This is a genomic window from uncultured Methanobrevibacter sp. (assembly GCF_946184425.1).
Lineage (GTDB): Archaea > Methanobacteriota > Methanobacteria > Methanobacteriales > Methanobacteriaceae > Methanocatella.
Map to the genome: position 1 here is coordinate 19,585 of NZ_CAMHFP010000017.1, position 21,249 is coordinate 40,833.

The following is a 21,249-nucleotide window of genomic DNA, read 5'->3' on the forward strand; positions in this document are numbered from 1 at the left end:
ATTTAATATAAATTATTTTTTAGCTTCGATAACTGTTTTTCCATTCATGTAAGGGACTAACACTTCAGGAACTTTAACGCTACCGTCAGGTTGTTGATAATTCTCTAAAATACAGCACATGGTTCTTTCAGTTGCAATTGCAGTACTGTTGAGTGTGTGCAATATTTGAGCATCTCCAGAACCTGCTCTTCCGTAACGGGTTTTAGTTTTACGAGCTTGATAATCTTTACAATTGGTGCATGAAACCAATTCCCTGAATGCACCTGAACCCGGGAACCATGCTTCCAAATCATATTTTATTGCAGCATTATCATTTAATGCGGATGATACAATAGCTATGACCTGATATGGAATACCTAATTTTTGATAGATTCTTTCTGTGACTTCCATCAAATGATCATGTTGATGTCTTGAATCTTCCGGTGTGGAATAAATAAACTGTTCAATTTTTTCAAATTGGTGAACTCTAAAGATACCTAAGGTGTCTTTTCCATGTGAACCTGCCTCTTTTCTAAAACAGGTTGAAAGTGCACAGTATCTTAAAGGCAAATCTTCAGGATTGATAATTTCATCTCTGTGAAGAGCAGCCAAAGTTTGCTCAGCAGTTGCAATAAGATACATATCTTCATTTTCCACTTTGTATAAAGTTTCTTCAAACTCACCTAATTCTGAAGTTTCTGCTGCAACTTCACCTTTCACAAAGAATGGTGTTTGCATAGGTATATAACCTTCAGCTTCAAGTTCGGATAATGCAAATTGAATTAATGCCAAATTTAAATGTAGAATGTCTCTTTTCAAATAGTAAAAACGGGCTCCTGCAATGTCTGCAGCAGTTTCCAAGTCCGCACCATCTATTTTGTTGATTAAATCTACATGGTTTAAAAGTTCAAAATCATATTCAGGAATTTCACCATAAGTTCTGACAACCACATTGTCATCTTCAGTATCTGAAATAGGCACATCTTCATCTATTATGTTTCCTACCTTGTATCTGTAATCATCACGAAGTTTTAGGTAATCTGCATTTTTTGAAGTTAATTCTTTAATTTCAGCAGCAACTTCTTTAGACCTTTTAATCACTTCATCCAAATTACCTTCTTCTTTAGCTTTTTTAAATGATTTTGATAATTTGTTTTTTTCAGATCTCAAAGAATTGAGTTTTCTTTCACCTTCTCTCCATAAGGTATCATATTCAATAACTTTTTCAACGTTTTCAGTATCTCTAAATCTTTTCTTTTCAGAGTCAATAATTAATTCTGGATTTTCTCTGAATAATTTTATATCTAACAATTTTTGTCCCCTAAAAAATTTTTAATCATTTTATAATATGATTTTTTTATTTTTTAAAGTTAATCCTTGAAGTTAAGATTTTTAATGAAAATTAGATAAAATTTAAAAAAAAAATAGTGGTTGATATGGCACCGCCCACACCCTCATCATATATTCATCAGAGCAATGTTTCTTTAAAAGTCGCCTTTACATCATTTTTTATTTTATCAGAATAAGTTTCAAAATCAACGCCTAACATAGCAATTTCATACATTACTTTGTTTAATGATTTTCCTTTTTCTGTTAAGATATATTTTACATTTTTCTTATCGCATTTATCAACTATACGATGTATTAAACCATTTTTCTCCATATCTTTTAAACAGTTACTTAAAACTTTATTTGAAAGACCAGGTTTATCTTCTTTAAATTCATGAAAACGAGATTTACCAAAGAATAAATCACGTATGATCTGAATTACCCATTTTTTATTTATCAATTTAACAACTAATTCTATTGGACATGATTTAATATGCTTTAAGGTTTCCATGAGCATTACCTCCTAAAAATAGATAGGTTATAATGACTTGTATATCATCATATATAAACTTTTCGATTTTTTGAGGTCACCAAAAGGTTACGAAAATCATTTATATACCTTGATTCCAAGTTGATATTAGAAGTTGCATGAATGTAGCTTCTAAATTGCAGAGATAGAAAAAAATGAATCCCATAAAGATTTGGAATGAAAATGAAATATTTTTTCCTCAGATGATAAATAGTATTATTGTTTGAATCAATACGAATGAAATACTGCAAGCCCACGCAGTATCGTTGAAAAAAGATTCTATTGACCGGACTTAAAAAAAACATTGCAATTTGCGTTATTTAAACACTAAAATAAAATCCTCCCTATATTTCATTGGATTTCCACAAAGGAATTTTTTGAGGTAACATTAGGTTACCTGCACTTTCAAACCTCATATTCCCAAAATTTCAAAATAGTAAAATCAAAAAATTCCTCTATCTCTTAATTATACTTAATTTTCTATGAATTTTTACATTAAAAATCAAAAAACATAATTATGATAAATGATTATTGAAAACAGATTACAATTAGACAATATCAAGTAACTGATTCATATCCTCAACAACTTTTAAGACATATTCATTTTCATAATCCTTTTCATTACCATAACCCCAACTAACCAATATGCAGTCTATCCCTGAATTTTTGGCAGTATTAATATCAGTAGATGAATCTCCAATGTAAACTGTTTCATCCAAAGAAACATCAGCTTTTTTGATAATTCTATTAACACCAAAAGGATTAGGCTTGGAAGGATAATCAGGATTATGACCTTCAATTAAAACAAAATCAATGCTCTTGAAGTATTTATCAGCAAAATATTTTATAGAATCAGTTTTTCTATTTGAATTAATTGCCAATAAAATGCCCTTTTCCTGCAATTTATTTAAAACTTCTAATGCATCTGGAAACGGAACGGAATTTTGTTTATTGGAAACACTGTATAATTTTTCATAAGCATTTTTAATCAGTTCAATGTTTTCCTTTGAATTTTGATCTTTTAAAATTAATGATACCGCCTCATCAATATTTCCACCTAAACATTCAATATACTCCTGTCGAGTTAAAGTAGGAAAACCATAGCTGGACAATGCCTCATCAAAGCATATAACTACATCCATTACAGTATCGCATAATGTACCGTCAAAATCAAATATTGCAAGTTTCTTCATATATAACTCTTTGATTATCCTATGTAAAATATTTTACAATACATTTTTTAAAATATTAAAAATATAAACAATTGAATGAACAGAAAAATAGAAATTAACGGAATTAACATTTCAGTTAAAGAGGAAGGAACCTGTCAGGACATGGTTTTAATCCATGGAATATTTGCAAGCAAGGAGATTATGAACCCTCTATTTGATTACTACAAATCCAATTACCATGTAATTTCATATGATGTTCGAGGCCATGGGGAAAGTGATAAACCCAAAAGATTCAGTTTGAATGACCATGCGAATGATTTAAAAGCTATAGTGGAGTTCTACAATTTAGATAAACCAATAGTAATTGGATTGTCAATGGGATCTTACATCACATTGACCGCAGCGGAAAAATACCCTGAGTTATTTTCAAAGATTGTATTAATAGGAATCAGAGGAAAAGGCAAGATATCCCTAATGGAAAAAGCGATAGAAGAAAATAATGGGAATAGTAACATTGACTTAAAGGAAATGGGAAAGTTAATATCCAAAGGGTTTACCCTCCAAACACCAGTCCCAAAGAAATTCAAGAGTATTACAGAGGAAATAGAGGAAAAATTGAACTGACCAACGAAGAGAGAAAAAATATCTATGTTTCACTTTCAGAGTATGACATGATGAGCGATATTGACAATGTAAGAATACCTGTGATTCTTTTAGTCGGTCAATATGACGGGTTGAATCCGCCGGAAGAATCCATAAAAGTCCATGATGCTTTATATGACTCACAGCTTGAAATTATTGAAGACGCCGGCCATATCATATACTTCGAAAAAAAAAGAAGAGGTAATAAAATTAATTGATTCATTCATAGGATATTAAAAAAATTTTTAAATTTAATTATTCTTTTTTGAATCAAAATAAATCAATTTGAATAAAGCAACCACACCGACCAGTGCAGTAACTGTTTCTATAACAGCAGATGAGAAATCCAAAATTGCAACAAAGTAAATTATGTATATTGCACTGTTGACAATGAAACCTATTTTAATTGGTTTAATGGTTTTTAAATAGTAATTGCATAAAGTAATCTGAATAATTGCAATTATAGGTAGCACTCCAATTATTCCCATCGTATTTACCAACATTCCTATGACAATTGAAATAACAATGAACACAACTGTCAGCTTGAAAGTTAATTTATCATAATATACAAATAAATTCCTTGAAGCTGCAATTGCCATAGTTACAACACCTGTCCAAGAAAAGAAAAACACTGATGAAATCATTAATATAAACGCATTTAAAAACTGATATTTATAAGCTTTCTTTTCATCGTTTACCCACATGCTTAAAATGATGAAAATTCCTGCAATCAATGAAATTCCATTACCTATGACAATGTTTATCGGCAAATCCATACTGAACTATCTCTTTTCTATGTTAAATATAATTAACTAATTTTTTCTAAGAGAATAAATGCAAATCGGCAAAGCCAATAATGTTATAACAGATGAAATGAAATATATCGGCGCATAACCGTCAAATGCAAACATTCCAAGTAATGCTGGGCCAAAACCCATTGTGGCATCACAAAATATGAAAAATGTCGATACTGCATAAGACCTACGATGTTCTGGAGTATTTCTTGTAACGATAGTTGTGGAAGCTGAGTTCAATGTTCCAAATCCAAGTGCTTCACAAATTGCACAAAGTATAACAGTCCATTCTGATGGTGTCCAAGCAATCATGAACAATCCAATAGATTGAGCTATAATTCCAACAACACAAATTATCATATCGCCATACTTATCCTGAATTTTACCTGCAATAGGTCTTGAGGCAACCAGAACAATGGAATATACTACAAAAAACCAGGAAAATACATTAACCAAGTTTACTTCAACTGCATATAATCTGTAAAATGACAATATTGAAACATAACCCAAACTTGTTAAAGCAGTAAAAAGAGATACCGGAACTGCACTGAATTCCAATACTCTTTCAATACCATTGTATGTTTTTTCTTCATTTTTAATTGATTTCCTGTTGTTTGCAGGATCAACCTGACTCACATCAATAAAGTAAATGAAAATCAACGCTAAAGCCGCAAAAATACTTGCCACAATAAAACATCCCACTGAACCTAATGAATCGTATAACAATCCACCCATATAAGGTCCAATACCAACAGCAATTGTAGTTCCAAGCATGAAATAACCAAATGCTTCGCCAAAACGTTTTTTAGGAAGTATTGCAGTTGCTATAGTTACAATGGCATTAGCCGATGCACCAAAACCAATACCATGTATAAACCTAACAATCAAAAGTAAGGTAACATCATTCACAATGAAATACAAAAGACATGAAAGAAAATGAATACTCATGAATATCAGAGCAGTTTTTCGCCAGCCTATCTTTTCCAATGCATTGCCCGAATAGATTCTTGAACACAAACCGCCAAATATATAGATTCCAGATACTAAACCCGCAATTGCAGTAGTAGTGCCTAAAGAAGTAGCATATTCTGTAACTGTTGACATTAACGCATACATTACAAGTGCAGTGAAAAGCAATGCGCCGAATATTAGAAAAAAAGATTTAGTAAAGATTTTTTCAGGGTTGCTCATTTTTCATCAATCCAATCATATTCAATTTCAACATAATTAAGTTTGACTATTGTAAATATTGCCATTGCTCCAAAAATAACAATAAAAACAGCAAATAATAAACTAATCAAAGGATTTGAAAATGAATTAAAAATCCCCAAATACAGTAATACGAATATGGGCAACCCAACAAATGAAGTCAAAATAACAAAAATTTTTAATAAATCATGACCCTCAGTTTCAAAAGCGAATGTGAATACTTCCAAAAAAATCATTATTATTGCAATTGAAACAATTATATTCCATGATATGTTAGTGAATAATTTTAAAAGAACAATAATCCCAAAAAATGATATTAATGTAATTAATCGCAATGGAGACCTACTCACAACAATCACCAAACAATTAATTATTATATCAATCAGAATTTAAAAGATTTTCTATTTTCAATAACTCTATTTTTCTCTCCAAACCTGCAGCATATCCCGTCAACTTACCATTTTTTCCCAATACCCTATGACAGGGAATAATAATAGCTATTGGATTTGCTCCAACTGCACCTCCTACCGCCTGAGCAGACATTTTTTGAGATATTTTGGATGCAATCTCACCATAGGTAATTGAAGTTCCATAGGGAATTTCAGATAATATCCGCCATACCTTTAACCTAAATTCACTACCTTTCGGATTTAATTTAAAATCAATTCGAGGGTTCAAACCATTGAAATAATCATCTAACCATATTATTACCTTTTTAAAAATAGCCAAATCATCCTTTTGAATGATTTTTTCATCAAGTGTTGATTTGAAGTTTTTTTGGTCTAAAAACCAAACTCCACAAATTGCATCCCCATCACTTACAATAAGCATTTCGCCAATCGGCGAGGAGTAATTAGTTGAGTAATACATATTCACATATATGACTTAAAGAATTGTTCAAATTCCTCATCATCCATAGGTTCTGGAGTTGATGACATTTCATTATCCATAATGTTTGAAGCAAGACTTCTGTATTCTTGTGCTTCATCACTTTCAGGATATTTTTCTACAACAGTTTTTGCATCTAATTCAGCACCCTGAATTAAATTACTTCTATGAATTGTACCAACTACATGAGTTCCTATTTTTTTTGCAAAGTCATGTACAATTTGCTCTTCATTATCGACATTTCTGCAGTTGCAAACAATGCCACTTAAGTTTCCTTTAAGTTTTTTAACACCTTTAACTATATTATTAGCAGCATAAAGTGACATATATTCTCCAGAGGTCACTATTATAACTTCATCAGCATATTTTTCACGAAGAGGTACTGAAAAACCACCACATACAACATCACCCAAAACATCATATACAACAACATCAAGATTTTCATCAAAAATGCCCAATTGTTCCAAACGTTTCATGGCAACGATAACTCCCCGTCCGGCACAACCGACACCCGGTTCAGGACCTCCACTTTCCACACATTGAATATTTTTAAAACCTGTAAAAACCAAATCATCCTTTACAGGTTTCCTATTATCTTTTAAAGTATTAACAACAGTTGGAATTCTTTTTCCATATAATGTACGTGTAGTATCTGCTTTTGGATCACAACCAATGACTAAACAATTTAATTCCTCACTTGCCCACACAGCTGATAAATTAGCTACAGTAGTACTTTTTCCAATTCCACCTTTTCCATAAATTGCTATTTTTTTAATCATCAATATCCCTCTCAACTAACTTGTAAACAAAATCCTTTTCACGTACCTTTGTAGGTATTGCTATTGCAACATTGCACCCTTTTTTAACATGCTCAACTGATTTACCTTCAATCTGCATAGAATCAATCACATGTGTAATCGAACCGGTAGTCTTACCCTGAATAATGATTTTATCTCCAATATTCAAATCATCCCATATTCTAATTTCAGCCGCTTTTACTTTATTGTAATAATTGACAACCTGTCCAATATCTTTTTTGATATACTTTGATTGATTGTCTTCACTTGTCTCAAAAGGAGTTGAAAAATAAAAATTAGTGTCAAAACCACGATTGAATACACTGGACAATTCATCCATCCACTCATCCTTAACATTATAGTTTAACGGGTCATCCTGATAACTGTCAATAGCTTGTCTATAAATTCCAGTTACCATTGCCCCATAATCAGGACTTCTAGCTCTACCTTCAATTTTAAAAGATGCGACACCACTTTTCAAAAGTTCCGGAATGTATTCAATCATGCACATGTCCTTTGGCGAAAAAAAGTTTGTCCTATAACTTCCATCATCACTTCCGGTGATGATAAATCTTTCATCCTCAACATCCGAGAAGTTAACTACATTGTCCTCACCCTCTTCATAGGTCAATGTCCAGTTTTTTCTGCATGGCTGCAAGCAGTCCCCACAGTTTGCACTGCGACCATATAATCCATAACTCAAAAAACATCTTCCGGAAATTGCCATACATATAGCACCATGAATGAAAATTTCAGTTTCAATCGGCGATTTTTTAGTAATTTCAGCAATTTCCTCCAAAGACAATTCACGTGACAGAATTGCCCTTTTTGCACCTAATTTTTTAAGAGTTTTAAGAGTGTATGAATTAGTGACATTTTCCTGAACACTAATATGTGCTTCAAGGCCGTGAGATACAGTCTGTTCTATTAAACCAATATCTGATAAAATAAGTCCATCTATTTCAGATGAGGAAATGAATTCAAGATTACTGTTTAACTCATTTGCCAAACGTTCATTTAAAATTATATTAGTACATAAATAAGTTTTAGCCCCATATTCCTGAGCGATTTTTGAAACTTTTGATAAATCATTTAAAGAAAAGTTTTTAGCATTGGCCCTCATATTATAATCATCAAGGCCAAAATAAACCGCATCTGCACCATTTTCAAGAACAGCACGAAGAGAAATAAAATTTCCGGCAGGAGCTAATAATTCAACCATAATAATCTAAGGTTTATAATAAGTTTCAGCTTCAAGACCTTCAGGAAGATCTGTAGGATATTCCTCATTAAGACAACCTAAACACAAATCCTCTTTAGGCATTCCAATAGCCTTCACCAATGCAGGCAATGTAATATAACCTAAAGTATCAATATCCAACCGCTCCTGAATCTCTTCAACTTCATAATTAGCAGCAATCAATTCTTTTTTAGTAGCCATTGCTACACCATAATAACATGGAGCAATAACAGGAGGACAACCTACCAGGAAATGAATTTCAGTAGGTTCTGCTTCTTTTACAAGATCCAGCAATTGTTTGGAGGTAGTTCCTCTTACAATACTGTCATCAATTAAAATAATTTTTTTGCCCTTAATAGCATCTTTAATAGGATTTAATTTAAGTCTAACAGCCAATTCCCTTTCTTCTTGGGTCGGCATGATAAAAGTTCTTCCAACATACCTGTTTTTAATTAATCCTTCACCATAAGGAATTCCTGAAGCCCTTGAATATCCTATAGCTGCAGGAATTGAAGAATCAGGTACTGGAATAACAACATCAGCATCAATAGGATATAATTCATATAATTGACGACCGATATTCATTCTAGTCTGATAAACATTGATACCATCAATTGTACTGTCAGGCCTTGCAAAGTAAACATATTCAAACATACAATGTGAAAGTTTGCAATCACCAGCAATTTCTAACATATGAGAGTTAATTTCATCATTTTCAAAGTAAATTACTTCACCAGGCACAATATCCCTAATATATTTAGCATTAATTACATCAAAAGCAACAGTTTCAGAAGCTAAAATGAAATCATCACCTTTTTTAGCAACAGCAAGAGGTTTAATGCCCATAGGGTCACGTACACCATACAATTCACCATTGACTAAAATTGTTAATGCATAAGATCCTACAAGTTTTTTACAGACAGATTCAATTGAATCCATAATATTTTTATTATTATCATAATGCTCCTTTTTAAGCATATAACAAATTACTTCAGAATCAGTGTCGGATTTAAACTCATAACCTTCAGAGATTAATTCATCCCTTAATTCACCGGAATTAACGATATCACCATTATGAGCCATTGCTATAAATCCATCATCAAAATCAGTTACAAAAGGCTGTGAATTTTCAAGCCTTGATTGGCCAGTAGTGGAATATCTTACATGACCAACTGCCATGTTTCCCGCCAAATTTTGGATTTCATAATCTTTAAAAACATCAGTTATCAAACCCATCCCACAATAATAGTTCAAACCTTTATCAGGATTAAAAGTAGCTATCCCCGCAGATTCTTGACCTCTATGCTGTAAAGCATATAAACAATAATAAACAAAGGATGCGACATTTTTAGATTCATCTTTTGAATGAATTCCAACAATACCACATTTATCTTCAATCTCACCTTGCATTTGGAAACTCCCATAAAATAGTATAATAATAATTATCGTTTAACTAGTATAAAATAATATTTATTTTTTAATTAATCAGTCCCAGAAATTTTCAAAATTATTTGGAATTTCATAATCATCCCTGACTTCAGGAGGCTTAGATTCTTCAACTTTTTCTAAATTCTGATTTAAATCCTCTTTGTTTTCTTCAACAAAAATTAATGCAGTTCTAATTATTTTCAACCAATCAATAGCTTCCTGTTTTGATTGAGCTGCAATATAACCCTGACCGACAATAATATTATCAGGTTTAAACTTATTTGTGGCGATTACAACTTGCTCTTCAGTTGTTAAATCTTGTCTAAAAGTATCTTGCCATAATTCATTCAAATCAAACACTTCAAGAATTTCACGTGAATAAATATCTTCATAGCGCATTTTGAATGATTCAAATTCAGATTTAATGTCATTAATATCTTCAATTAGTTCCTTATTCTCACGAGAAAAAACTTCATTTTCTTTTAAAACTTGATTATAATCATCCAATAAATTATTATAATTATGAGTTACTTTCATCAGTTTATTTTCCAACGTATGGATATTGATTAAATTTAAAGAATAAGATAAGGTAGATTTTATTATTGAATTTAAAATCTCCTTTTGAGCTAAATTAAAATCAATTGATTCATCTTCAATGATAATATTGTTATAGTCAAACAATCCAACATTGTTAAAATCAGTTTTCAATTCATTAAAAAGAATATTATAAGTTTCATCCTTACCATAACTTCCAATAAGTATAATATCAGCACCTTTTGCCACTTTTTTAACTATACCTACTTCTGTTGTTGGAATGATAGATGAAACAATTATATTATAATCTCTTTCAAGTTGAACATTGCTAACAGCTTTTGAAACCATTTGAGCAACATCCAAACTTTGAACGATTATACGAACATCAATTTTTGACTCATTAGTTTCATTTTCCATGGAAATTACCTAAACTCCATTAATTTTCTTATGCCATTTCCATGCTGAAGATACAATCTCTTCAAGATTATATTTAGGCTGCCAACCCAATTTTTCATTAATTTTAGAAGAATCAGCAATAAGTATTGCAGGATCGCCTTCACGACGTTCATCTATTTTAACTTCAAAATCACGTTTGGTAACTTTTTTACACATGTCAATTACTTCACGAACTGAATAACCTTCCCCATTTCCTAAATTGAAGATGTTTGATTCGTTTTCTTTGCATAAATATTCATAAGCCTTGATATGCGCATCAGCCAAATCATTAACATGGATATAATCACGAATACAAGTTCCATCAGGAGTATCATAATCATCTCCAAAAATATAAATACAATCCCTTTTTCCAATGGCAGCATCCAATACCAACGGAATCAAGTGAGTTTCAGGGTCATGCAATTCCCCTACCTCACAATCAAAATCACAACCTGCTGCATTGAAATATCTTAAAGATACATAATTAAAATCACCTTTATCAGCTTCCCTTTGTAAAGCTTTTTCAGTGATAAATTTGGAGTGTCCATAAGGATTGATTGGTTTTAATTCAGTGTTTTCTGTAATAGGTATCTTTTCAGGATTCCCATATACAGCAGCAGTGGATGAAAGAATAAATTTATCAACACCAAATTCTCTCATGATTTGCAATAGATTTAAGGTGTTTTTATAATTATTCTTAAAATATTTTTGAGGCATTTCAACTGATTCAGCTACTGATGAGAAAGCTCCAAAATGTATGACACCATCAATGTCATATTTTTCAAAGACTTCTCTTAAATCTTTACTACCAAAGTCGTAATTTTCAAAATTTCCCCATTTAACAAAGTTTTCATAACCTTTACATAGATTGTCCACTACAACAGTATCATAACCAGCATTATGAAGTGCTTTGTTAGTATGGGCACCAATATAGCCTGCCCCACCAGTAATTAAAATCAATTTTAACACCTAGATAAATTTACCCAATTTGAGCAATGCTTTCGGAGATACTTTAATTAATTTTTTAACAATTTCAGTTGTTGAAATTTTTTCAAAGCTTTCACCTTGGAAAGCATGAGCAATACTGTCAAGTTCCTCATCAGACAAGGTAAGTAAGTATTCTTGTACTTTTTTATATCTTTTAATCTCATGATCCAATTCATTGTGAGCCATTTCATCATATAATTTTAAGAATTTTTTGGAACAATCTTCCTTAATAGCTTGAGCAGCTACCTGACCGGCACACATTCCTCCAGTCATACCAGAAATAATTCCTCCACCTGTTAATGGATTTACTTGACCTGCTGCATCTCCAACAACCATTATATTATCATCATAAAGTTTTTTGGTCATTCCTCCAACAGGATCTCCACCTACATTCATTTCAACAGCTTGAGCATTTTTTAAGTAAGGTGAATTAGCTACAAAATCATCTAAGTATTCTTTAGCTGTTTTTTCTGCTTTGTGAGGTAAAATTGCTAAACCAACATTTGCAATGTCATCTCCTTTAGGGAAAATCCATACATATCCTCCAGGAGCACATGAACCTAAATAAAATTCAATTACACCAGGTCTTTCAAATTCGACATTACACATCTCATACTGGACACCAGACTCCATTTCTTTTGCTTTTGCAGCTGGTCTTAATCCAGCCCATCTTGCAACGTGACCTTCAGGACCGTCCGCAGCAATTAATATTTTACATTTGTAATCAATTTTTTGACCCATGCATTCAGTTTCAACAATATACCCATTGTCAATTTTTTCAATTCCTGTCACTAATGTTTTAATTTTAATTTCTGCACCTGCTCTTGCTGCATCCATTGCCATATGTTTATCGAATACTTTTCTTTCCAAAATATATCCTGCTTCTGGCAATTGTACTTCATCTTTTGTTAACCATACATCAGTTCCATCAGGGGTTTGAATTCTTACACCTTGAATTTCTTGAGTTACCCAACGAGGAGAAGGTTCAATTCCTAATTTTTCCAATCCTTGAATTGAAACACCTTCTGCACATCTTTTCGGTGCACCAATTTCAGATTTCTTATCCATTAAAATAACTTTTGCTCCACCTAATGCAGCATGTTTTGCTGCGCTAGAACCTGCAGGTCCTGAACCTACTACAATAACATCAGTTTCAATCATAATAATCAGTCCTCTTTTTCTAATGCATCAATTGGACATGCTTTAACGCAAGTGTCACAATCTTTACAGTCATCATCATTAAATACTAAAGCATATTCTCTTACTTGAATTAAATTTCTTGGACAAACCCCAGCACATTCTCCACAGAATGAGCACCAATCTTTAACTATCATAAATATCTCCTTAACTAAATAGTTTATGTTATGAATAGTAAGTATTTAATAGTATTTAAAAGTTTAGTAAAAAAAGCAAATAGAATAGGAAAAAAAGAAAAAATAAAAGAATTTATTTAACAAGCATTACAGGTACTTCAGAATTTCTTAAAAGTCTTTCTGAAACAGAACCAATTTGAGTATCCGAAACATCATTTTCTTCGAAAGAGACAAATCTGTTATTATTTGCTCCATGAGCATGAATAACAACTAAATCAGCGCGAGTCTGGTTGACAATGAAATGCATATCCCTTAAAGGGTCAGCAGTAAGCAAATGTTCAACAACCTCAACACCAACTTCATTTGCCTTCCTTGTAACTTTAGAAAGAAGAGCATCACCTGAATCTTCTTCTGAATCATAACTGTTAAATGAAAACTCTTCCAAAACATGAACAGCCGCAATTTTTGAAGAAAATTTTTGGGCTATTTCAATAGCCACATCAGCCGCTTTGAAACTATAATCTGATCCGTCAATTGGAACCATTATAACATCAAACATTTAGTTATCCCCTTTCAAATAATCCGCATGACAGAAATCAATGAAGTTATCTACAATTTGATTTATATCTTCACTGTCATCGACTATTTTACCATCATCCATAAATATTGCCCTGTTACTTAGTTCCTTAATAAAGTCAGTATTGTGTGAAATCATCACTACAGTGATTCCATAAGTTTTTGAAATCTTTTTAAGAGAGTTGGTGACTGTTCTTAAAGTTACAGGATCCAAATCTCCGAAGGGTTCATCTAAAAGCAAGAATTTTGGTCTTGAAATTAAAATTAATGCAAGCATTACACGGACTTTTTGACCACCAGACAGTTCATAAGACCTTCTATACAAAATATCCAAATCCAAATCTAAACTTTCAAAAATATCCGCAACAGCTTCTTTAGTAGCAGTTTCAGGGAATTTAGGGAACAAATCATTTAAAATTTCAGCATCTAACCCTACTTGTCTTAAACGTTCTTTCGCTTCAATTTCAGGAAGGTCTGTAAGTAAATAAAATGAGTCCAATAAATCCTCACTGAGGCCAATTCTTTTAGCTCTTGCTTGTGCTTCAGCAATAATATCCTGATTTTTATAACCTAAGCGAACAGCCAACTGATCAAGAACAGTAGCATAATGGTTTAACGCAAATTCCTGATGCATAAAACCTAATTTAGACCTTATTTTCATACGACCCATTCCAGGAATATCAATGTCGTTCCATTCTCCGTCCACATTGTACAATACTTCTCCTTTATCAGGGTCTTCCAAACCACCAAGCATTCTTAAAAGTACGGTTTTACCAGCGCCGCTCGGACCTATTAAACTTAATATATTCTCATTCTGCACTTTAAAGTTAACATTCTCTATCTGAAGAACTTCTCCACCAGTCAATAAATAAAACCTTTTAAATACATCTTTTACTTCAATAAGATCTTCATCAGTTGCAACATTTTCAATGTCAACTATTGGGGGCATATCTGCCATAAACTTATCACAAATCTCATCAGGAGTACCTTCATCAGCTATTTCACCATCTTCAAGTAAAATAACTCTATCTGCAAGGTATTTTTGAACATCAGGCAAGTGAGAAACAACAATGACAGTAATGTTTAATTCCTTATTAATTTTTTTTACTGCATCCAATATTTCTTGTTTGGTTTTAGGGCATGCCATAGTTGCTGGTTCATCAAGAAGTAAAGCTTTAGGTTGTTTTGCAAGTTGTCTTGCCATAATAAGCCTTTGTTTTTCACCACCACTTAAAACAGATGCATAATGGTTTGCTTTATGAGTTAAAGAAACAAGTTCCAATAATTCATCTGCTTCTTCACCGAATTCACTTTCTGCAACTTCAAAATTAGTATCTCCTTCATCAAAGTATCTTCGCGCATATAATTTTCTTAAAACATTCTCACGCACAGTATCTGGCCATAACCCAAATGATCTTTGAAGATGAATTGCTGTAACTTTTTTGAGCTCATTATAATAAAACTGAGAATCACCCGCTTTGACACTGGTTTTATCCACTGAAATACTTCCAGTGTCTATATGTTCAACACCTCTTAAAGCTCTCAATAATGTAGTCTTACCGGAACCACTTTTACCCATGATTCCTAATATTTCACCTTCTTCAACTTCAAAACTAACATCATTTAATGCATTGATTTTTGTTCCGTCATCAAGTTCATAATCTTTACTTACATTTTCAACTTTTATCATTCTTTATGCCCCTTATAATATACCAATTTTTATTTCTATAACTATTTATATTTTAATCATTAAAAATTTAAAATAAGTGATTAAAATGGCAAGTGAAAATAAAATTCAAGAATATCTAGATAGTTTAGAAGAAGAAAAAATAAGAATTGAAACCCACTTTGTAAATATCGAAAGAATATTAAAAGATAACCCAAAATTAGACCAGGAAAAAGCATTTGGACTACTATCTAACTATAACACATTAAGTATCCAGTATGACCAGTTATGCAATGACCTTATCAAATTTATTAAACTATTCAAAGACAAAGAAGAACAGGAAATCCGTCTTTATAAAACTGATGAACTGGTCGAACTGCTTCAATCAAGAATAAATGAATTATAATTTTTTAATTAATTATAATTTATTTCTATACTTCCAGTAGCATTTGTAGTTGAATTTTGTGCTACAACTTCACCATTTCTTAAAAGTTGGATTGTAAGATTTCCTTCACCATTATCTTCTTTTTGAGCCATAATGTGTACTCTTTCCCAGGATGCACAATCTAAAATTTCCCTTTTTTGACCATTGCCAGAGAATTCAGCAAGGTAATTAGGGTCACCCATTTTAGCATACCAACTGCCATCATACTTTATAACAGCTGTATAAGGATAAGAAGAAGAATGATTTAAACTTCCATTGTCTGTAATGACGTTTAAAGAATCTTCAGGAGAAGGTTGAGAGTTATTATAAACAAAAGAGAATAATAACAAAGCAATAACAACAATTCCTAAAACAATAACAATTTTTTTAGCGATGCCTATATTCCAACTGCTTGTTCTTTTATTATTATTAATTCTATTACCATTTTGGTCAGTCAAAAGATAGGCACAATTATCACAATAAGTTGATGAAGCTGAATTTTCATAGCCACATCGTGGACATTTTACCATAATTTAAACCTTTTTACATTATTATAAAAACATTATTAAAATTCTTATATTTAAAGTTAATGGAAAATAATCCGAATTCTAAAAAAATAAATTAAAATTTAGTGATAAAAATTATAGACATTTTCAGCCGTTTTTTGATTCATGCCCTTTATTTTAGCTAAATCTTCCACAGAAGCATTTTTAATATTGTTAATATCTCCAAATTCCTTTAAAAGAGCAACTTTTCTTTTTTTACCGATACCAGCAATATCATCAAGAGAAGAAGCCTGAATATTCTTACTGCGCAATTTTCTATGATATGTTATTGCAAATCTATGAGATTCATCCCTTACTTGTTGAAGCAAATGCAATGCAATATTATTTTTAGGGATTATAATCGGACGTTTTGAATTAGGAATAAAAACCTCTTCAAATTCCTTAGCAAGACCAATAATTGGAATATGAGTTAAATTCAATTTTTCTAATACACCACAAGCCATACCCAATTGTCCCTTACCACCATCAATCACTATTAAGTCTGGCTCGGGATCTCTATCAACCATTTTTAATCTACGAGTCAGTAACTCCTCCATCATTGCAAAATCGTTAGGACCTGGGGTTTCCATTCTGAAATGTTTATACATTTTTTTGTTAGGCTTACCATCCTTGAATGATACTTTCGAACCCACTGCAAACTTACCGGAAATATTACTTATATCATATCCTTCAATCACACGAGGTAATTTTTCAAGTTTAAGATACTTTTTAAGCTCTATTAATGAATTTTCCATCTTTTTCTTTTGATGTTTAATAATTTCAGCATTTTTACGAGCCATTTTTACCAAACGTAATTTTACTCCTTTTTGAGGAACTTTAATATGAACCTTATTTCCTCTCAAATCACTTAACCATTCTTCAAGCAATTCTTTTTCATCAATGTTTTCATCCAATAAAATTTGCTTTGGAATATGTCTGTTATATCCATAATACTGTTGAATGAATGCAAACAGAACTTCTGAAGATGAATCATACTGTGAACCGCTCATCAAAAAGTCATCCCTGCCCACGATTTTACCATTTCTTATAGGCATAATGATAACTACTACTTCATTTTTACCCGGAGCAATAGCTATAACATCCTGATCCAAATCGTCATCCACTAAATCTACAAATTGTTTTTCCATAATCTCTTCAATAGATGCAATTTGGTCTCTTATAACAGCTGCTTTTTCATATTCTTCATGTATTGCAGCTTCAGTCATTTCTTTTTTAAGATTTTTTACAATTGTAGAATACTTACCTTGGAAAAATAAATCTATTTTATTGATAATTTCAGAATATTCCTCCTCAGATATTCTTCCATCACAAGGCGCATAACATAAATCAATTTGAGCATTCAAACAAGGCCCATCCATATTGCGACAGGTTCTGATTTTAAATAATGATTTCAAGAATTTAACAGTTTGTTTGACAGAACCGACATCAGTAAAGGGTCCATAATATATTCCATCCTTTGAAACGTTTCTTGTAATAACCAAACGTGGAAATTTTTCAGATGTGATTTTAACATAAGGATATCTTTTATCATCTTTTAGTTGAACATTATACCTTGGACGATGTTTTTTGATTAAGGTTGCCTCTAATATTAAAGCTTCTTTTTCAGAATTAGTAACAATATACTCCAAACTGTCAAAATGACTCATTAAAATTTGAGTTTTAGGCCTGTCCAGTTTTTCACGAAAATAAGATTTAACCCTTTTAATAAGATTTTTTGCCTTGCCTATGTAAATTATGGTGTCAGTTTTATCACGCATTATGTAGACACCAGGTTTATTAGGCAGATTATCAGGAGATTTAACTTTAGTAGACATTTAATAACCTCCTCAATTAAGTTCGACAATATCATTAGTTATCTTAACTTTATTGTTCGCAATCATCAAATCCAAAACACTGTTTATTCTATCTGCGGTCTTTTTGGATGTTGATTTAAATCCGAAATTGCGTGAAGTTTCCTTTGCAACCTGCTTTGTAGTTACATTTTGATTGTAAAGTAATACCAGTTCAATGTTTTTAGAAATTTCTTCATCAGAAATCAATTCTATATTCGGTTTATTCCTTTTTCTGATAAGGACATTATTGTTTGAGGCATCATATAAAAAGTCACCAATTCTAATAATGCTTCCGGAGTTTTCTGCCTCATCAATAGCTGCATTTACAGTCTTTTTCAAATTAGAACCTGCTCTTTTAATGTCACAACTGTCCTTAACCCTCTTAACAACTTCTTTTACATGAATTGGCCCTTCAATATCAACTATAGCATTAATTGATTTAGCGACTTCACCGGCAGGTTTTTTATACAGTTCATCAGATGAATGCAATCCTATGTCTGTAACTTGAACATAATCGACAATATTATCCTCAAGTTTTCTCTTGCCCGGAAGTTTTTTATCATCGAATGATTTCAGTGTATTATTATTTTGATATCTGACCTTTTCAATTTCTTTATAATCTTCATCAGCAGATTGGATGATATCTTCAAGAGTTTGGTCTTTTAGTTCTTCTCTTTGCTGTTCATTGATTGGAACAATAACATCATCATCAAACTCACTTTCAATAGATTCTGACATTAGCTCTTTTTCAATTCTCTTTTCCTCTTTTTCAGCAAATGTCAATTCATTTTCTTTTTCAATAATCAAATGAGAATCATCATCACTTGACCTGTTCAAATAATCTTCAGGATTATATTCTTCAGTTCTGTCAACGACAGATACATAATCAACTTTAGTCGGATTTTCTATTTCTTTTAAGGATCTGTTGATATATTTCATATCCCTTTTAAATCCTCTAATGGATTCCCTTACTGAATGAGGTTTTTCATCATCATAATAAAGGTTATTTTTTCTAAGTTTACTTTTGACATCATTAGACCCCTGATAGTAAGTTACACCATCACCTGTAGACTCTTCATTGATTTTTTCCTTAGGAATTTCACTACTTTCATTATCTTGAATCAAAGAATCCTCATCTTCAGTATTTTCAAATATATTATCATTTGAAGAATTGTTGCTGCTGAATACATCATCCATAAATTCATCCATCGCTCTGTTCACAACATCCTTTGCCTCTCGATGAATATCATTTCTCATATCAGGCAAATCATCATTGAAAATGTTTAACTCTTCATCTTCAAAGTCTATTTTAGGTGTTGGCCTTTCCAAATCTTCATAATGTTCAAAAATCTCTTCATCCTCGTCATCGATAGAAATATCATTATTTAAATCAGGCAATTCATCATTGAAAATATTCAATTCCTCACCGTCTCTAAAGATTTCCGCTTCAATAACAGAATCATCCTTAGGAGCCGGCTTATGTAATGATTCAATATCCTCTTCAATGACTTCTCCACGAACAATTTCAATCTCTTCAGGTTCTAATTGAGAATCAGCATTATTAATAACCTCAGAGATAAATGAATCAAACCTATGCTTCATTTTTGATTTGGCATTGCTTTTTCTTTCTTCGACAATTTGTTGTGAATTCCCTTCATTATTTGATTCATCAAAATGATGAGTGTCATTATCAACAGTTTCATCAACATTCACATCCTCAAAAGATTTGTGAACATCTTCATTAACATGTTCCTCTGTGTCCATAACATGTTCTTCATCATGACTATGATCCACATAAATATAATCATCATCAGAACCCAAATCAACTTTATCATCATATTCAGGCTCATTTAAATCTTCAGTATTATCATTTACATCAGAGTCAACAGAATCTTTAAAATTAATGTCATGAATTGGGACTGAACCAACAGATTCCTCTTCAGCATCCTGAAGATTTTCGTGATTATTGACTTGATCTTCCACATCAGGAATTACATCAGGTTCGATAAATTCATCTTCAATGTTGTTGATAACATCATCTTTTTTAGTTGAATCTGTTTTAGGCTTTTTAGAATTGCCTTTTTTAATTTTATTGTTAATGTCAACTTTATCTTTACTTTGATCTCCAACTATAAAATCATTATCTGGATCATCATCATTTTTAGGTTCTTCTTTACTTTCAAAGATAATTGGCTCTTCTTTATCATCTAAAACACGTTCATCATCATGACTATGATCCACATAAATATAATCATCATCAGAACCCAAATCAACTTTATCATTTAAATTATCATCTGAAGATTTCGCTTTTTTAGAAGTTTCATCAACTGTTTCTTCAAATTCTTTTTCCAAATCGGAATTTTTACCTAAATCTTTTGTGAATTTGAGTCCTGCAAATAATGGATTTTTATCCATTTTTTCTTCAGAACCGTCAGATTTGAAAAGTGACTTGATTTTTTCTTTTATAGGATTAAATCTGTTTTCAGATTTATCCTCAGCATAATCTTTTTCATCTTCCCATACTTCAGCATTATCCTCAGGGGGAATACCTTCATCATCTTCCCATACTTCAGCATCATCATTTTTAGGAATATCCTCATCTTTTGATTCCCAAATTTCCGAATCATCCTCCAGATTATCCTCAACATCTTCAGAGTCAATTTTAACATCCTTAAAACTAGTATCTTCTAGAGATTCAGACTTTGTTTCTACATCTTGTGAATCATCGATTTTTTCATTTGATTTAGGAATATCTGCAACGAATTCAGAATCATTTTCTACATAAATTTCATCCAAATTATCATTTGAATCCAGCTCAGCAGCAACATCAGATTCATCTTCAGACACTATAAAATCAGACTCATCACTAACATCAACATTATCCGTTTTATCAACAATATCCTCAACAA

Annotated in this window: 22 protein-coding genes; 3 read left to right on the forward strand and 19 right to left on the reverse strand. The window is 31.7% G+C overall.

What is annotated here, in order from left to right; genetic code table 11:
* Positions 1-12: 12 nt before the first annotated feature.
* From serS to Q0P94_RS05105, 3 genes are all read right to left on the reverse strand, one after another.
* Complete coding sequence (gene serS / locus Q0P94_RS05095) at positions 13-1,290, reverse strand: serine--tRNA ligase (RefSeq protein ID WP_295114402.1); 1,278 nt, start codon at positions 1,288-1,290, stop codon at positions 13-15.
* Positions 1,291-1,447: 157 nt separating this feature from the next.
* Positions 1,448-1,819, reverse strand: coding sequence for a helix-turn-helix domain-containing protein (locus tag Q0P94_RS05100; protein WP_295114403.1), 372 nt, complete (start codon positions 1,817-1,819; stop codon positions 1,448-1,450).
* A gap of 566 nt (positions 1,820-2,385) precedes the next feature.
* The gene (locus Q0P94_RS05105) at positions 2,386-3,030 is read right to left on the reverse strand and encodes an HAD family hydrolase (RefSeq protein ID WP_295114404.1); all 645 of its coding nucleotides are present in this window, start codon (positions 3,028-3,030) and stop codon (positions 2,386-2,388) included.
* Between the two features lie 75 nt (positions 3,031-3,105).
* Here Q0P94_RS05105 and Q0P94_RS05110 point away from each other — a divergent pair, with 75 nt between their 5' ends.
* Both Q0P94_RS05110 and Q0P94_RS05115 read left to right on the forward strand, forming a co-directional pair.
* Positions 3,106-3,633, forward strand: a complete 528-nt coding sequence (locus Q0P94_RS05110; protein ID WP_295114405.1) for an alpha/beta fold hydrolase — start codon at positions 3,106-3,108, stop codon at positions 3,631-3,633.
* The gene (locus tag Q0P94_RS05115) at positions 3,630-3,869 is read left to right on the forward strand and encodes an alpha/beta fold hydrolase (protein WP_367270206.1); all 240 of its coding nucleotides are present in this window, start codon (positions 3,630-3,632) and stop codon (positions 3,867-3,869) included. Before Q0P94_RS05110 ends, Q0P94_RS05115 begins: the two co-directional genes overlap by 4 nt.
* Positions 3,870-3,902: 33 nt before the next feature.
* Here Q0P94_RS05115 and Q0P94_RS05120 read toward each other — a convergent pair whose 3' ends face one another.
* From Q0P94_RS05120 to Q0P94_RS05180, 13 genes are all read right to left on the reverse strand, one after another.
* Positions 3,903-4,427 carry a YgjV family protein gene (locus Q0P94_RS05120; protein WP_295114407.1) on the reverse strand — a complete coding sequence of 175 codons (525 nt, stop codon included), beginning with the start codon at positions 4,425-4,427 and terminating at the stop codon, positions 3,903-3,905.
* Between the two features lie 36 nt (positions 4,428-4,463).
* Entirely contained in the window at positions 4,464-5,636 is a 1,173-nt protein-coding gene (locus Q0P94_RS05125) for an MFS transporter (protein ID WP_295114408.1), read from the reverse strand.
* Positions 5,633-6,004 carry a hypothetical protein gene (locus Q0P94_RS05130; RefSeq protein ID WP_295114409.1) on the reverse strand — a complete coding sequence of 124 codons (372 nt, stop codon included), beginning with the start codon at positions 6,002-6,004 and terminating at the stop codon, positions 5,633-5,635. Before Q0P94_RS05130 ends, Q0P94_RS05125 begins: the two co-directional genes overlap by 4 nt.
* A 28-nt stretch (positions 6,005-6,032) precedes the next feature.
* Positions 6,033-6,524 carry a methylated-DNA--[protein]-cysteine S-methyltransferase gene (locus tag Q0P94_RS05135; RefSeq protein ID WP_295114410.1) on the reverse strand — a complete coding sequence of 164 codons (492 nt, stop codon included), beginning with the start codon at positions 6,522-6,524 and terminating at the stop codon, positions 6,033-6,035.
* A gap of 2 nt (positions 6,525-6,526) precedes the next feature.
* Positions 6,527-7,321 (reverse strand): Ni-sirohydrochlorin a,c-diamide reductive cyclase ATP-dependent reductase subunit, encoded by a 795-nt coding sequence (cfbC, locus tag Q0P94_RS05140; RefSeq protein WP_295114411.1) that lies wholly within the window; start codon positions 7,319-7,321, stop codon positions 6,527-6,529.
* Positions 7,314-8,561 carry a peptidase U32 family protein gene (locus tag Q0P94_RS05145; RefSeq protein WP_295114412.1) on the reverse strand — a complete coding sequence of 416 codons (1,248 nt, stop codon included), beginning with the start codon at positions 8,559-8,561 and terminating at the stop codon, positions 7,314-7,316. Before Q0P94_RS05145 ends, cfbC begins: the two co-directional genes overlap by 8 nt.
* Positions 8,562-8,567: 6 nt before the next feature.
* Positions 8,568-9,989 carry an amidophosphoribosyltransferase gene (gene purF, locus Q0P94_RS05150; protein ID WP_295114413.1) on the reverse strand — a complete coding sequence of 474 codons (1,422 nt, stop codon included), beginning with the start codon at positions 9,987-9,989 and terminating at the stop codon, positions 8,568-8,570.
* A gap of 75 nt (positions 9,990-10,064) precedes the next feature.
* Positions 10,065-10,958: a hypothetical protein gene (locus Q0P94_RS05155; RefSeq protein ID WP_295114414.1), complete on the reverse strand. Its 894-nt coding sequence runs from the start codon at positions 10,956-10,958 to the stop codon at positions 10,065-10,067.
* 9 nt (positions 10,959-10,967) lie between these two features.
* Positions 10,968-11,936 carry a UDP-glucose 4-epimerase GalE gene (gene galE, locus Q0P94_RS05160; RefSeq protein ID WP_295114415.1) on the reverse strand — a complete coding sequence of 323 codons (969 nt, stop codon included), beginning with the start codon at positions 11,934-11,936 and terminating at the stop codon, positions 10,968-10,970.
* Between the two features lie 9 nt (positions 11,937-11,945).
* Complete coding sequence (locus Q0P94_RS05165) at positions 11,946-13,124, reverse strand: NAD(P)/FAD-dependent oxidoreductase (RefSeq protein WP_295114416.1); 1,179 nt, start codon at positions 13,122-13,124, stop codon at positions 11,946-11,948.
* Positions 13,125-13,129: 5 nt separating this feature from the next.
* Positions 13,130-13,297, reverse strand: coding sequence for a 4Fe-4S binding protein (locus Q0P94_RS05170; protein ID WP_295114418.1), 168 nt, complete (start codon positions 13,295-13,297; stop codon positions 13,130-13,132).
* Positions 13,298-13,409: 112 nt separating this feature from the next.
* Positions 13,410-13,835: a universal stress protein gene (locus Q0P94_RS05175; RefSeq protein WP_295114420.1), complete on the reverse strand. Its 426-nt coding sequence runs from the start codon at positions 13,833-13,835 to the stop codon at positions 13,410-13,412.
* Positions 13,836-15,542 (reverse strand): ATP-binding cassette domain-containing protein, encoded by a 1,707-nt coding sequence (locus Q0P94_RS05180; RefSeq protein ID WP_295114423.1) that lies wholly within the window; start codon positions 15,540-15,542, stop codon positions 13,836-13,838.
* A gap of 85 nt (positions 15,543-15,627) precedes the next feature.
* Here Q0P94_RS05180 and Q0P94_RS05185 point away from each other — a divergent pair, with 85 nt between their 5' ends.
* Positions 15,628-15,924 carry a hypothetical protein gene (locus tag Q0P94_RS05185; protein ID WP_295114425.1) on the forward strand — a complete coding sequence of 99 codons (297 nt, stop codon included), beginning with the start codon at positions 15,628-15,630 and terminating at the stop codon, positions 15,922-15,924.
* Between the two features lie 8 nt (positions 15,925-15,932).
* Here the strand turns inward: Q0P94_RS05185 and Q0P94_RS05190 are convergent, their stop codons facing one another.
* The 3 genes from Q0P94_RS05190 to Q0P94_RS05200 form a co-directional block, all read right to left on the reverse strand.
* Complete coding sequence (locus tag Q0P94_RS05190) at positions 15,933-16,472, reverse strand: zinc-ribbon domain-containing protein (RefSeq protein WP_295114427.1); 540 nt, start codon at positions 16,470-16,472, stop codon at positions 15,933-15,935.
* A gap of 98 nt (positions 16,473-16,570) precedes the next feature.
* On the reverse strand, positions 16,571-18,322 hold the full coding sequence (gene uvrC / locus Q0P94_RS05195) for an excinuclease ABC subunit UvrC (protein ID WP_295114429.1): 1,752 nt from the start codon (positions 18,320-18,322) through the stop codon (positions 16,571-16,573).
* A gap of 12 nt (positions 18,323-18,334) precedes the next feature.
* Positions 18,335-21,249, reverse strand: a 2,915-nt coding sequence (locus tag Q0P94_RS05200) for a DUF3320 domain-containing protein (protein ID WP_295114433.1), incomplete at its 5' end; no start/stop codon positions are given.